Source organism: Paraburkholderia sp. J8-2, from assembly GCF_905220195.1.
Lineage (GTDB): Bacteria > Pseudomonadota > Gammaproteobacteria > Burkholderiales > Burkholderiaceae > Paraburkholderia.
The window spans coordinates 87,678-101,164 of the sequence record NZ_CAJMZA010000024.1; the positions used below are offsets into that span (position 1 = coordinate 87,678).

Consider the following 13,487-nt stretch of genomic DNA (forward strand, 5'->3'; position numbering starts at 1 on the left):
TTCGTTTTGCGTCGCGGCAACGTTGTGCAGGCGAATATAATTCGCAGTACGAATATAAAAGAAAGTAAACCGTCACCACGATCGATAAATGGAGGAGAGAATGAAACGTCTTGTGACTGTCTCGTTGACGATGGGTTTGGCCGCGGCGGCGAATGCGCAAAGCAGCGTCACCCTGTACGGTATTGTCGACAACGGGCTGCAATATGAAACAGGTTTTGCGCACGGCAACCGCGTATCCGCTGAATCGGGAAACTGGGGCGAATCGCGGTTCGGCCTGAAGGGCAAGGAGGACATCGGCGCGGGTACGTCGGTGAACTTCACGCTGGAGTCTCGGCTCAATACGCAGAACGGCTCGGTTGCCAACGGGTCGCTCTTTGAAGGACAAGCAACGGTCGGTATGAGCAATGATGCGTACGGCTCGTTCCGGCTCGGTAACTTCGGTGCGAGCGCGCTGCTCCAGTATGCGGGCGTGCTCGATCCGCAGCAGACGCAAAAATACTCGTTCGGCACGCTGGTGCGCGGGCGCATGTTTCCGCAAACTGCCAACGGCATCGAGTACAAGACGCCAAGCTTTGGCGGCTTCACAGTTCAGGCGCAGTACAACCTGACCAATTCGACCACGTGGAATGCGGGGAATCCCGGGACCGCGCCGGGACAACTGGGTACCTCCACGGGGCTCGGCAGTTCGCAGGGTCGTTCCGACGGCGTGAAGCTGGAATACAACGCACACCAACTCGACTTGCAGGCCATTTACGACGAAATTCGAGATGGCAACGGTAAGTTCAGCAATGTCTATCTTGCATCACGCTCCATCTTTGCTGCCGGCTCGTACATATGGGGTCCTGTTACCGTGTACGCGGGCTATCAGCACCTCAGCGCGCCGGATGCGTCCGATGCGGGATACTTCGGCACGAGCACGCCAACGGCGCTGCCTGCGGGCGTTGGGCTGCCCACTGCCGTCGATAGTGGGTGGGTGGGCGCACAATGGGCCGTTACGCCGGCGACCTACGTGACGGGCGCGATCTATCACGCCAATGCCAACAAGGGCAACGGCAACGCGACGATGTACACGCTCTCAGGGCAGTACCTGCTTTCAAAGCGCACGCGTCTGTATAGCGAAGTCGGTTATTTGCACAACAGTTCGACTTCGAACCTCGGATTGAACGGTGGTCTGTATGGCGCGAACGTGAACAACGATCCCGTCAACGGAAATCCGTCGAGTACCAATCCCAACTACGGGCACGGACAGTTCGGAGTCTTTGCCGGTATTGCGACGCAGTTCTGATTTTTACGTTGCGTGAAGCGCTGCCGCGGAACGAATAAGTTCCGCGGCGAAGAGCTGGTTCGTAGCGCCGGATTGACCCGTCGGCAGTCACGATAGACCCCATGAGCAGCGTCAACGTAGGAGTTGTGGCTATCGGCGATATCAGCGAGGTTTATTTCGATAATGTGGAAAAGCATCCAATCGTGAACGTACTCCGTTGTACAGGAAGTGACCCTACACGGTCCATTGAGAAGGCACGCCGCAACAGGATTACGCGCTCTCATGCGAACGCCAACGAGCTGCTCGCCGACGCCGATATCGACATTGTGCTGAACCTGATCGTACCGCAGGCGCATGATCCGTTGACCTCGGCTGCACTGCGCGCTGGAAAGCGCGTCTACACCAAAAAGCCGCTGGGAATCACCCCAAGGCGGCGATATTGTAGAGGAGGCGAATCAATGCAAGCGGACGCTACGTGGGATGCGCGCTTGACGCCTTTCCGGGGGGGGCGCAGCTATACAAAAACATCGTCAGCGAAAGACGGACAGGTCTAGGCGCGACCCGATTTGCGGTCAACCGCGGTCCGGAGCCGCTTCATCTGCATCCCGCTCTCATATGTCAGCGTGCGGGGGGATTGTTGCGAAAATGCTATGCCGCCGCGACGACGAGTACGGCATACCGGGCCGTGGAGAGTGCACCGCGAGCCGGGGCGCGTTTCACGGAAGTGCGCCGGCTCTGCTGCCGAAGGTGTTTCCGGACGCCGCGGTTGGACAGTGTGGCGTGTTGTGGAAACGCACGCTTACGTGATGGTGTCTATGGCGCATCCCCTATGAAAGTCATCGCAACTCCGCCGAGAACGAGAGAACAGTTCCTGAGACGCATAGCGCAAGAATACGACGGGATAAGTGGTCGTCTAAAATTGATCGCCCAGTCCGTCGACCAAAATCGCGAAGAACTCGGCCATATGGGCATACGGATGTTTGCCCAGCACTGCGGTGTCCATCCCTCCGCGGTCGTGCGCTTTGCACACTATTTTGGCTTTTCCGGCTATTCAGATATGCGGGCGCTGTTCCGAGGCACGCACGTTCAGGATGTTTCAGTAGGATCTCAATCCGGGTCTAGTGACAATGAGCCAGACGCTCTGAGCGGGGAGCATTGGCAGTTCGCGGACGCACATCTTGTTCGCAGTATTATGGGTTTGCAGAATCTACGGCGAACGCTGAATCGGCCCGAATTCGCGCGGGCGGTCAATATGCTTGAGCGCGCCGAAATTGTCTGGATTGCCGGCGCAAATCGCGCCTTCCCGGTCGCGGTACATTTGGAACACGCACTTCGGCAAGCCGGCAAGCGCGTTGGGCATCTGGGGGCTTTCGAGAGCCTCACTGTTGATCAAGCGCGAGCTGTCCGGGCTGGCGATCTAGTCGTAGTGATATCAGTAAGCCCATGCGCGCAGGAAATCGCAGAAATCGTGCGATACAGTCTAGAGCAGGACGCAGCGATTATTGCTATTACGGACAGTCGGTTGAGCCCAGTGGGGCGTGCGGCTACCGTATCGCTAATCGTGAGAGATTCCGTAAATTCTGGCTTCGACTTCATAACTGCGGCCACCTCTCTCGTGCAGTGCTTTTGTGCCGTACTCATCTCGAGCTATGTCGAACATCGTCCTGACGTGCTCGCTTTTTGAGGTGACGTGGTTGCCTAATTAAAGCAGGCCGCGACAGGCATCGAGGTGCTTCAGATCAATCGCGCAGTACCATGACTGGCGGAGACAGGAGAGACATTCGAAAAGAATCCTCGTTGCCAATTGAGCAGGAAGCTTCGCAACTATGCTTCGCGTCGCCCTGCTACCGGATGTGGTCGAAGCTCCCGAGGTGTGCATCCAAATCGAGCGCGGAAAGCTCTACTAAAGTGCGCTGGATCATTGAAGCCCCATGAGAATGCAATCTCACTGATACTGCGCCCGGCCAGGCTCGGATCGCAGATATCTCGGTAGGCTGCATCCAGACGCTGCGTCCAAATCCAATCGCCCAGCGAGCACGACTCACGGCCCCAGGTACGATGCAGGGTGCTGGCCGACATTTTCAATTCTGCAGCAATTGACGAGATTGTGAGGGTCGGGTCTCGAAGTCTATTGCGTACAAGGGATTTTACGCGCTCCAGATGGAATAGTCGGAGTTGCGACATCGGTGCCTGTTTGGCTGCAGGAAGTGTAGACAGACCGGCGATCAGAATTTGCCTAACGCTGTCTGCAATTGCGCTCGCGGACTCAGGGGCTAGTGTGTCGATGTCACTCGCCAGAGTATGGATCAAGTTAAGCATTAAATGTCCCGCGCCACGTTGACCATCAATAGTGCTGGCGGTCAGATTGCTTGCGCTGGGAAATTCTGTTCGCAGCAGCCGTCCGGGCAACATGAGTACGTATTGCTGGAAGTCGGCCTCAAAAAACAGGGTATACGGGCGGGTGCTGTCGTAAAGCGCGAAATCTCCCGGAGTGAGAACAGCTTCCCGGCCATCCTGCACTAAACCGCCTCGTCCGTGGGTTTGAATGCTCACGAGAAAATAGTCTTCGCTCGACTGAGAAATCTTTGCGGGCGTGCGATGCACGCGCTGTGCACTTGCCGACACTTTTGTCAGACAAAGAGTGGCCACTTGTGTGCTGGCGACGCTTCCTTCGATGGGCTTCCCTTCCACAACTTCGCATTCGAGTTGTACGAAGGCATCGCAGACGACATCAGACCAATACGCTAAGCGGAGGCGGGGATCGACTTGGGCGGTGGAATGTACACGGAACATGTTCTCATTTAGCGCAAATTGCTCAGATAAAGCAAGTCGGGCGAACGCTGCCGGCGTTGACGGTTTCAGTCAAGAGAGGTGCGACGCCCAGTCAAGCCGCAAGAATATTGCCTTCCTACCATGAAGGCTCCTGACTTGCGAGACACATCATGAGTTTAGCGCATCCAAAATTTCGCGCCGCAGCTATCCAAGCGGCGCCAGTATTTCTTGACCTAAACGCGTCCATCGACAAGGCCGTCGCGTTGATTGCCGAAGCTGCCTCCAAAGGGGCAGATCTCGTGGCGTTCGGAGAGGCCTGGTTGCCTGGCTACCCGTGGTTTATCTGGTTGGATTCTCCGGCGTGGGGCATGCAGTTCATTCAGCGTTACCACGACAATTCGCTGATCTACGATTCTCCCGAGGCGGAGCGTATCGCGCAAGCTGCGAAAAAGCATTCCATCATGGTGGTGATGGGGCACAGCGAGAAGCAAGGTGGGAGTCTGTATCTTGGGCAGTGGATCATTGGCGCTGACGGTCGAACGATTGCACGTCGACGAAAACTCAAGCCAACACACGTTGAGCGTACCGTATATGGCGAGGGTGATGGTACGGACTTGACGGTTTGGGCCACGCCATTGGGTCGTGTTGGCGCACTGTGTTGCTGGGAGCACCTCCAGCCACTGTCCAAATACGCGATGTATGCCCAAGACGAGCAAGTGCATATTGCGGGGTGGCCGAGCTTCTCGCTCTATCGCGGTGCGGCTAATGCTTTGGGCCCGGAGGTGAACGTCTCTGCCTCTCGAATCTATGCGGTCGAAGGGCAGTGTTTCGTCATTGCCCCGTGTTCGGTCGTCAGTAGCGAAATGATTGACACGCTGTGCGGCGATGATCCGACCAAACGTCAATTGCTTCAACAGGGTGGTGGGTTTACTTCCATTTTCGGCCCAGACGGAACCCTGCTGCATGATCCATTGCCTGAGCGCGAGGAGGGAATCGTCTACGCGGAGATTGACCTTGGGTTAATTTCGTTGGCTAAAGCAGCAGCAGACCCTGCCGGACATTACTCACGTCCTGACGTGACGCGCCTAGTGCTGAATCGGACTCCAGGTAGCCGTGTCATCTTTACACAGGAATCACAGTTTGACGCGACTTTGTCCTCATCACCGGAATCGATCGACCAGAGCAAGGCAAACGATTCGTCCGAGGACATTAAAGTTCAAGTTTAACAATAGCGAAGACAAGAACTATAAGTAACCGCGAGATTGATATGGAGAATCGCATGCTGCTGAAGCGGAAGTGTTTGCAAGCTATGCTCGCCGTCATGGCATTGGGCGCGGCGCAATCGGTATTTGCACAAAATTCTGTCGCAAATGATGGTGGCATCGGGGATGTCCACTTTAGAGTGGAGTGTAATAGTGCTGCGCAAAATGACTTCAATGTAGCAATGGCTTACTACTATTCCTATGATTGGAGCAAAATAAATTCGGCTGTTAATCGCATTCTTCAGGATGACCCTAAATGCGGAATGGCGTACTGGGTGCGCGCAATGGCGGCACTAAACAACCCATTCGGTTGGCCTGCGAGTCTGCCAGCCAGTGCCATGAAAGATGGACCTTCTGCGCTAAACGAGGCCCGAAAGACGGGGCTTAAATCCCAGCGTGAGCGCGATTATGTCGATGCTCTCTCAGTATTCTTCAATAATGGAGACAAAGTCGACCGGCATGTGCGCGCACTGGCCCTTGAGTCGGCCTTTGAAAAACTGGCAAGCAAATATCCAGAGGACTCCGAGGCATCCGTTCTTTACGCGATGATACTGTCCGCAAATTCCGATCCTGCGGATAAGCAATACGTTCGGGAGCTAAAGGCAGCTTCGATTCTCGAGTCCGTTCGAGCTAAGCAGCCATATCATCCGGGAGTGCTTCATTATCTGATCCATAGCTACGACTATCCGTCACTCGCGGAGCGTGGATTGACCGCCGCGAGGCTCTACGCAAAGATCGCGCCTGATGCGCCGCATGCTTTGCATATGCCGTCGCATATCTTTACGCGGTTGGGCCTCTGGGATGAGTCGATTGCGTCGAATCGTGCCGCATATGCGGCCGCAAGAAGTGGGACTTTACAGGCATTCCACTTTTCCGACTTTATGGCGTACGCATATCTTCAATTGGGAAAGGTTGATGCTGCGCGTGAAGTACTTGCACAAATGCGTGCAAGACCAATTGTCGACGATCTAGGTGCGGCTTACCCTTATGCTGCCGTCCCTGCCCGTATCGCAATCGCGACTGATTCGTGGAAGGACGCAGCGAACCTCCCGCTTGATCCGGCTGCCGATGCGTATCCTTGGAAGAAATATCCAGAAGCGGAGGCAGAGAACGCCTTTGCACGTGGTATTGGTGCAGCGATGAGTGGTGATCCAACTAAGGCTCGCGTAGAAGTGGCACGAATGATTTCGCTTCGTGACTCAGCCACCGCAATGAATTTGCCTTACTGGGCAGAGCAGATCGATATTCAAGCCGAAGTCGTACGTGGCCTTGCTATCTTCGCAGATGGAAAGCATAACGAAGGAATAATGGTACTAGAAGATGCGGCGGATCGCCAAGGCGCAACCGACAAAAGCGCGGTAACTGCAGGAGAGATCGTTTCCGCTCGGGAAATGCTAGCTACCTTGCTGATGAATTCTGGAAAACCGGCCGATGCACTAGCGGAGTTTGAGACGGTTCTGGAGCATGAGCCGAATCTTCGTCGTGCGGTTCTTGGGGCGGCTCGGAGTGCTGAGTTAGCCGGTAATACTACGAAGGCAGAAAAGTATTCCGATATGCTGGCGAGCTTAAGATAACCTGAAGATCGGAGACCGTAAAAAAAGAATTACATTTTAATAATTAGATATCCGAATTATCGACCACGTACACATAGATTTAAATGCGGCGGTCGATTATTTATATAAAACGACTTGGAGAACTGGTATGTCAGCGTCAAAAATCTTTGCGGCTAACGTCACTTTAGTTGCGGCCATTGTGGCATGGTCGGGTATTGCAGAGGCGCAGAGCAGCGTGACGCTATCGGGAGTTATTGATACTGGCATAATGTATTCTAACAATAATGGCGGTCACGCGAGTTGGTCAACAATCAACGGTCTTCTTACTCCTACTCGGTGGATTCTGTCGGGCACAGAAGATTTGGGCGGAGGGACGAGGGCAGTTTTTCGTTTGATTAATCCATTCAGCGTACAGAATGGCCGTAACACAGGGCGCGCGTTTAACGTTGCCTATGTCGGATTGAGCAATACCCGCTATGGTACCCTGACGTTAGGTCGTCAGTATGATACAACTCTCGATTTGCTCTATATATATGCAGTTAGCAACACATGGGCACATGTTGGAGATTCTGATAATACGAACGGATCGTTTAAAGTCAGTAACGCAGTCAAGTATTTGAGTCCGAATTGGGCCGGATTGCAATTGGGAGCTACATATGGATTCAGCAATGAAGCAGGCCAATTCAAAAATAACCGGCAAATGTCCACTGGCGCGACATATGCCTATGGGCCGTTTTCGGCTTCGTTGGGAGTTGAACAGCTCGATCATCCCGATTCCCAACCGGCGGGCGCGGTCGGAACAGCAGGAGGTGGGACGGCTGATGACTATGGCACTCTCATGTTTGCACAGAGCGTCGTTAATCATGCGAGCGTCGCGCGGCAGAGGATTTGGCTGGCCGGTACATCGTATCGCATTGGCCATGTAACTATTGATGGTTTGTATTCAAAAGTGCAATATAAATATCTCGACGGATCGGGGCTTACCCTCGATAACTACTTAGCCTATCTCCAGTGGCAAATTGCCCCTTATTTGAGCACGCAGTTAGCATACATTCATACGAATGGTACTTATTCCGGAGTTCCATCGAACATTCGCAATCCTGGCTGGGACCAAATTAATATTGGCGGCCAATATCTACTCTCGAAGAGAACGTTTATTTATGCCATTGCGGTCGGGCAAAAAGGTCGAAACGCCAATGCTCAGATCTTAAATCTCTCACCTTCAAGTACCCGCAGACAGCTTGCGGTTGTGCTGGGAGTCCAGCACCAGTTCTAATTTTTTATCTTTGTTTGGACACTTCTAGACAAGGAGAACGACGATGACAAGCTGACAAGTCGTCTACCAGTACGCATAAGGCGTGAATCTGTCCGGAAAATTGTCGATAACACTCTGGGAGCGAGACAGCGGCTTTCATAGGTTTGAGTTAATGCTGCTGCTTTGAATGTAAAGTATAGCGACAGAATGCTGATGGGTGGTCGTTGGTTTGATGCAACCAATTTCGAACCATTTTGGATGACGGTGGTTCGGTGTGCGCCGACTTCAATATTGGAACGATAGTTAGCCATTTGCAATTTATTAGGAGCATGGTTAGATGAAACATAGTCTTCGAATTGTGAGTTACGTTATCTTTTCTTTGATTTCGTCTGGCGTATACGCACAGTCACAATCGACCGCTCCAGCCGCAGGCGCGCATAGTTCGACGCTTGTTGCGCCAACATCGCGTGCCTCACGGAAAGCTGAAAAAGCAGCAAACCGGCAGTTTTCAAGAAAAGTGCTTCAGGCGCTCAATAGAGAAAAAGGATTGAGCGGTTCAGACATCTCCGTCTTCGGCAATGCTGCAACCGGGGAAGTGACCCTTGCTGGTTTCATTCGTGAACGACACCAAGATGACTTGGCAAAAATGGTTGCAGAAAAGGTGCCGGGAGTGGCGTCTGTAACCAGCAAACTTGTGATGCGGGAGAATGTTCATTGAACAGTGCAGCGTGACTAGATCGGAACGGCTAATTCGTTGCGTCGTTCCTACTACATCTGGAAACATATTCTCCTTTATGTAGTTGGTATTCCATAAGGTAAACACGGTGCGTCGTGGGCAGTGCGACGACCGCCGTTCACGCACGCGCAGCGTGATGGCTGTGCTCGATAAAATTGCTTGTACACGCGATTTACGTCGCAGGACTATGCTCGTCGATCCGCAGTTGTTCACACTTAACACTATGGAGATGCAATGAAGATCGTCAAGCCAGTCGCGGTCGCCGCGCTGATCTGCGCCGCCGGCGTCTCGCTTGCTGCCCGCGCGCAGCAGAGCGAACGGGAGGGCTTCTGGACCACGCCGGTGATTCAGGGCTATGGCCGGATCCACTTCCTGCCCAATGCGGGGTTCAGGCCACAGGCGGACCATACGTACCAGATCGTCTTCGCGTTGACGAAGGGAGGGATGAAGCCGGCCGAGGTGAATCCCGCGTTGGATCGCGTCGCGCGCACCGTGAACTTGTACGTTGCAGCCGGCGTCCCGCTTTCGCGCTTGAAGTTCGTCGCGATCGTTTACGGCCCCGCGACGCCGCTTGCGCTTGACGATGCGCACTACCGTACGGCATACGGCGTGCCGAACCCCAACCTACCGCTGATCGCCGAACTGAAGAAGGCTGGGGTGACGGTCGCCGTGTGTGCGCAGGCGGTGGCCGAGCAGCACTTCGGCTACGACGCGATCACGCCAGATGTGACGCTCGCGCTGTCCGGCTTGACGACGGTGACGACGCTCGAATCCCAAGGCTACGTGCTGATGCCGCTTTGAACGTCCAATTGGGAGTGTTCATTGGGCATTCATTCGACAACACGGCAGTCGCATGCGGCGTAGGCGCGGTTCGCATTGACCGCGTTGCGTCGATACGGGGGATGCCGAAAGCCGGAACGACAACCATGGGAGGTTGCGTCGTGTCCAGGGGCGTCGCTGATTGCTTTTGACTCGACGTAGTAGTGCGGTCAGTGACATGTCACTCAAGACCTTGCTTGGGGATGAGGGGGCCGGCGTTTCATGGTGCTTCTGATCTTCGACCAGTGACGAACGAGGCCCATAGTGGCTCTTCCATTTCAGGCGCAGAGTGCACCATGAAAATTGGAGATCATGCGTGTCGCACAAATTTTCCGCAGTAAGTAAGTAGGAGTAACACTTCAGGCCATGACGAATTCAGTCAAGAGCGGCGCGACACACAGTCAAGCCGCAAGAAATTCGGCTGTTTACGATGCGATCTCACTCCTTGCAACTGAGGTGCGAAATAAGCGGAATGCATCGAGCATCCCGAGTCACAAACAAGGACGTCGTGCTGATCGCCGCTGTGGTTCCAATAGCGCGAAGCTTGTGGCCTTCGGTAGGGCGCGGCTTCCTGGCTATCTGATATTCGGCTGAGACTTCACAGTGTTGATGTATCTGTTACTACACGAGGTTAATTATGTAATTCCGTATCCATATTACATCTGACGAAAGGAATTGAAGATTTGGTGCTATCGCTGCGTCGTTTTGAACTACGGAGCATTTATGGAATTACCGTAAAGTCGTTAAGATCGCGGCCAACTTGGCCCTAGCTGGAATCGTCGGTGAGTCGTGTACGCCATACAAGTATGGAATCGCGCAGATGGAATAGGTCCGCACGAACGGTTCCTGTTCGCACGCATCCTAAAGGATTCGTAACCGGGGTTGGGATTGGCTCGAAGTATGTCCTACCGAAGCGAGACTCGCTTTACGCGGTCGCAATAGGGCAGTAGGGGCGCAATGCGAATGCTGAAATCGTTGACTTCGGGCAGTCGAGCATATGCAGGCACCTTGCGGGGGGGATATGGGTGCTCAGCATCGATACTGTGCAGGTTTCTTGTTGGGCCGTCCCTCGGGATGTCTGCGAGCGTTGCGAAAGGATCGCGTGACGTACGTAACCGTCTTCGACCGACTTCCAGAGAAAATAGGTTGTTTTGAGAGCGGAGAATTGACTTGAATATAGTGCTGCGGCATACAGCGATAGCGGGGATTTGCCCTTTTGTAGTATTCCTTGCATCGTGCGCATCGGGATCTCATTCCGAGCCAACTTCAACCAACGCCGATGTCGACGCGCGAGTATCTGCACTCGTTTCCCAGATGACGCTTGATGAAAAGGTTCAGCTTGTTCACGGCAACGGCGTACCGGCCCAACGCATCGGCGGTCCCTTTCCGTTAGGCGTTAATGGGGAGAGCTATATTCCCGGAATCCCGAGATTGGGCATTCCACCGATTGAGAGTGCTGATGGCCCCGCTGGAGTGACGGTTAAACAGACAAACGCGACCGCACTTCCGGCACCGGTGGCGCTCGCTGCGAGTTGGGATCCAAAGGTCGCTGCCCTTTATGGCGGCCGTATCGCGATCGAACTCCGGACGCTTGGCTTCGCAGAATCTCTCTCTGGTGGCATTAATCTTACGCGCGAACCACGCAATGGCAGAACATTCGAATATATGGGCGAGGATCCTTTGCTATCCGGGAGAATGGTCGCCTCGCTAACGAAGGGTATCCAGTCGCACAAAGTCATCGGCACGATCAAGCACTATGCGTTGAACGACCAAGAAACGAATCGCATAAAAAGCAACTCAGTTGTCGATGAGCGCACGATGCGCGAGACGGAGCTGCTTGCCTTCGAGATCGCAGTGAAGGAGGGTACGCCGGGCAACGTGATGTGCTCGTACAATCTCGTGAATGGTACATACGCGTGCGAAAATCCGTACCTGCTCACCACGGTCTTGAAAAAGGAGTGGGGCTTCGTGGGTGTCGTTCAGTCCGATTGGGGTGCGACGCATAGCACGGTTAATGCTGCCAATGCCGGGCTCGATGAGGAGGAGCCCGGCGAGGTGGGCGGCGAAGCAGAGAAGGAGATTCCCGCTTTTATTCCGCATTTCGGTTCGAAGCTAAAGGAGGCGGTTGCTGCGGGCACCGTGCCGATGTCGCGCCTGAATGACATGGTTCAGCGAAAACTGCACGTGCTGATCAGCACCGGAATTATGGATGATCCACCCAAACGGGGGGGCGTCATCGATCGATCCGCCGGCAACAACGACGCGTTGTCAATCGCACAACAATCGTTCGTTCTTCTGAAGAACGTCGCACCGTCGAGCGGTCAGCAGGCAGTCCTTCCCCTCGTTTCGAATAAGATTTCGTCGGTTGTAGTTATTGGTGGACACGCGGACGCGGGTGTACTTTCCGGTGGTGGCTCGGCCACGGTTCCTGCGGAAAATGGTAACGCGGTTGCAAATTGCCAGTACTACGTGAACACTGCCATGGGTGGGTGCGCAACCTGGTACAAGTCGTCGCCGCTCGCCGCGATCAAGGCGAAGGCGCCTAATGCAGCGATCACGTACTATAGCGGAACGGATGCGAGCGCCGCCGCCACCGCAGCCGCAAACGCTGATGTTGCGATCGTCTTCGCTACGCAATGGGAGGCCGAGGCTCGCGATCTTGGGAGCCTTTCGTTACCGGATACGAGGTCGACTCCTATCAGTGCGGAATACGATCAAAACGCGCTAATCTCGGCCGTCGCGGCGAAAGCTAAACGTGTGATCGTTGTATTGGAGAATGGCAGCCCGGTGCTAATGCCGTGGCTCGACAACGTTCAAGGTGTGCTCGAGGCTTGGTATCCGGGCGTGCAGGGAGGTCAAGCTATTGCTGACGTGCTGTTCGGCGACGTCAACCCGTCTGGAAAATTGCCGATGACGTTCCCGCAGCGCGATGCCGACCTTCCACAGCGTTCGGTTAGCCACACGGACCTGAACGTCAACTATGACGAAGGTCTATTGATGGGGTATCGCTGGTACGACGCCAAAGGAATCAAGCCGTTGTTCCCGTTCGGCTTCGGGCTCTCATATACTACTTTCGCATACTCTGCCATTACAGTCCGATCAGATGGCTCGAGCAATGTCAGCGTGCATTTCACGGTGAAGAACACTGGCACGCTTGCGGGAGCGGAAGTAGCGCAGGTCTATGCGATGTTGCCCACTGGCATCGGGGAGCCGCCGCAGCGCCTGGTTGGATGGGCAAAGGTCGCCCTCGCACCGGGGCAAGCCCGCCAAATCAGCGTGTCTATTCCTGCCGAGCGACTTGCAACGTGGAATACCGGCAAACATGCGTGGCAAATCAATCCAGGCGAGTACGTGCTCAGGGTGGGGGGCTCGTCTCGTGACTCGTCGGCATTGATGCAAGACATTGTGCTGGATTCTGGACGGCTCTAGTCACATACCCTTGCTGAACGTCGGGTGTCATCCGCTCCTCGAGGTATGACACCCCACGATCGCGGTGGAAATTGCATTCTGAGGCCTATGTGGTGCCCAAACCGGCGTACAGCGGGGATCTGATCGGCGACGACACGTGTGGGTGAGAGTGGCGCCGGCGAGTGAACTGTTGGCACGAGTGAAATGACCTCAGCGAAACTGGAGGGCGCGCATCACGCCGTTCAATTTCCCGTGAATGGTTTGGTGACCCGCTGTATCTGCCCGGTGCAGAGATCTTGGCCGGGGTCCGATGGGCGCGTTGGGCAGTTGACGTCACTACTGTCAGGCTGACCGTCGGCAGATGTGTGTTAGCGATGCTGCCATCGATCGTCCGCTGGTCGGCAGGGGCTCACATTCC

General features: G+C 54.7%; 10 protein-coding genes. 9 read left to right on the plus strand and 1 reads right to left on the minus strand.

The window, feature by feature from the left end; all coding sequences use genetic code 11:
- Positions 1-100 precede the first annotated feature (100 nt).
- The 3 genes from U5A52_RS32840 to U5A52_RS32850 all read left to right on the plus strand — a co-directional run bounded on the left by U5A52_RS32840 (position 101) and on the right by U5A52_RS32850 (position 2,948).
- On the plus strand, positions 101-1,285 hold the full coding sequence (locus tag U5A52_RS32840) for a porin (protein ID WP_321938058.1): 1,185 nt from the start codon (positions 101-103) through the stop codon (positions 1,283-1,285).
- Between the two features lie 101 nt (positions 1,286-1,386).
- Positions 1,387-1,818: a Gfo/Idh/MocA family oxidoreductase gene (locus U5A52_RS32845; protein ID WP_321938061.1), complete on the plus strand. Its 432-nt coding sequence runs from the start codon at positions 1,387-1,389 to the stop codon at positions 1,816-1,818.
- 275 nt (positions 1,819-2,093) lie between these two features.
- Positions 2,094-2,948 carry a MurR/RpiR family transcriptional regulator gene (locus tag U5A52_RS32850; RefSeq protein ID WP_321938063.1) on the plus strand — a complete coding sequence of 285 codons (855 nt, stop codon included), beginning with the start codon at positions 2,094-2,096 and terminating at the stop codon, positions 2,946-2,948.
- A 140-nt stretch (positions 2,949-3,088) separates the two neighbouring features.
- Here U5A52_RS32850 and U5A52_RS32855 read toward each other — a convergent pair whose 3' ends face one another.
- Complete coding sequence (locus U5A52_RS32855; protein WP_321938065.1) at positions 3,089-4,057, minus strand: helix-turn-helix domain-containing protein; 969 nt, start codon at positions 4,055-4,057, stop codon at positions 3,089-3,091.
- A gap of 149 nt (positions 4,058-4,206) precedes the next feature.
- Between U5A52_RS32855 and U5A52_RS32860 the strand changes: the two genes are divergently transcribed.
- From U5A52_RS32860 to U5A52_RS32885, 6 genes are all read left to right on the plus strand, one after another.
- Complete coding sequence (locus U5A52_RS32860) at positions 4,207-5,262, plus strand: carbon-nitrogen hydrolase family protein (protein WP_321938067.1); 1,056 nt, start codon at positions 4,207-4,209, stop codon at positions 5,260-5,262.
- Between the two features lie 53 nt (positions 5,263-5,315).
- Entirely contained in the window at positions 5,316-6,872 is a 1,557-nt protein-coding gene (locus U5A52_RS32865) for a tetratricopeptide repeat protein (RefSeq protein WP_321938068.1), read from the plus strand.
- Between the two features lie 127 nt (positions 6,873-6,999).
- Positions 7,000-8,127 carry a porin gene (locus U5A52_RS32870; RefSeq protein ID WP_321938070.1) on the plus strand — a complete coding sequence of 376 codons (1,128 nt, stop codon included), beginning with the start codon at positions 7,000-7,002 and terminating at the stop codon, positions 8,125-8,127.
- 316 nt (positions 8,128-8,443) lie between these two features.
- Positions 8,444-8,824 (plus strand): BON domain-containing protein, encoded by a 381-nt coding sequence (locus U5A52_RS32875; RefSeq protein WP_321938072.1) that lies wholly within the window; start codon positions 8,444-8,446, stop codon positions 8,822-8,824.
- A 252-nt stretch (positions 8,825-9,076) separates the two neighbouring features.
- Positions 9,077-9,643, plus strand: coding sequence for a DsrE family protein (locus tag U5A52_RS32880; RefSeq protein ID WP_321938074.1), 567 nt, complete (start codon positions 9,077-9,079; stop codon positions 9,641-9,643).
- Positions 9,644-10,975: 1,332 nt separating this feature from the next.
- A complete protein-coding gene (locus tag U5A52_RS32885) occupies positions 10,976-13,090 on the plus strand; it encodes a glycoside hydrolase family 3 C-terminal domain-containing protein (RefSeq protein ID WP_321938076.1) in 2,115 nt (704 codons plus the stop codon).
- Positions 13,091-13,487 lie beyond the last annotated feature (397 nt).

Bases quoted from the DNA above. Each gene is read 5' to 3' on its own strand.
- U5A52_RS32840 (WP_321938058.1), top strand. From the start codon at position 101: ATGAAACGTCTTGTGACTGTCTCGTTGACGATGGGTTTGGCCGCGGCG.
- U5A52_RS32845 (WP_321938061.1), top strand. From the start codon at position 1,387: ATGAGCAGCGTCAACGTAGGAGTTGTGGCTATCGGCGATATCAGCGAG.
- U5A52_RS32850 (WP_321938063.1), top strand. From the start codon at position 2,094: ATGAAAGTCATCGCAACTCCGCCGAGAACGAGAGAACAGTTCCTGAGA.
- U5A52_RS32855 (WP_321938065.1), bottom strand. From the start codon at position 4,057: ATGTTCCGTGTACATTCCACCGCCCAAGTCGATCCCCGCCTCCGCTTA.
- U5A52_RS32860 (WP_321938067.1), top strand. From the start codon at position 4,207: ATGAGTTTAGCGCATCCAAAATTTCGCGCCGCAGCTATCCAAGCGGCG.
- U5A52_RS32865 (WP_321938068.1), top strand. From the start codon at position 5,316: ATGCTGCTGAAGCGGAAGTGTTTGCAAGCTATGCTCGCCGTCATGGCA.
- U5A52_RS32870 (WP_321938070.1), top strand. From the start codon at position 7,000: ATGTCAGCGTCAAAAATCTTTGCGGCTAACGTCACTTTAGTTGCGGCC.
- U5A52_RS32875 (WP_321938072.1), top strand. From the start codon at position 8,444: ATGAAACATAGTCTTCGAATTGTGAGTTACGTTATCTTTTCTTTGATT.
- U5A52_RS32880 (WP_321938074.1), top strand. From the start codon at position 9,077: ATGAAGATCGTCAAGCCAGTCGCGGTCGCCGCGCTGATCTGCGCCGCC.
- U5A52_RS32885 (WP_321938076.1), top strand. From the start codon at position 10,976: ATGACGCTTGATGAAAAGGTTCAGCTTGTTCACGGCAACGGCGTACCG.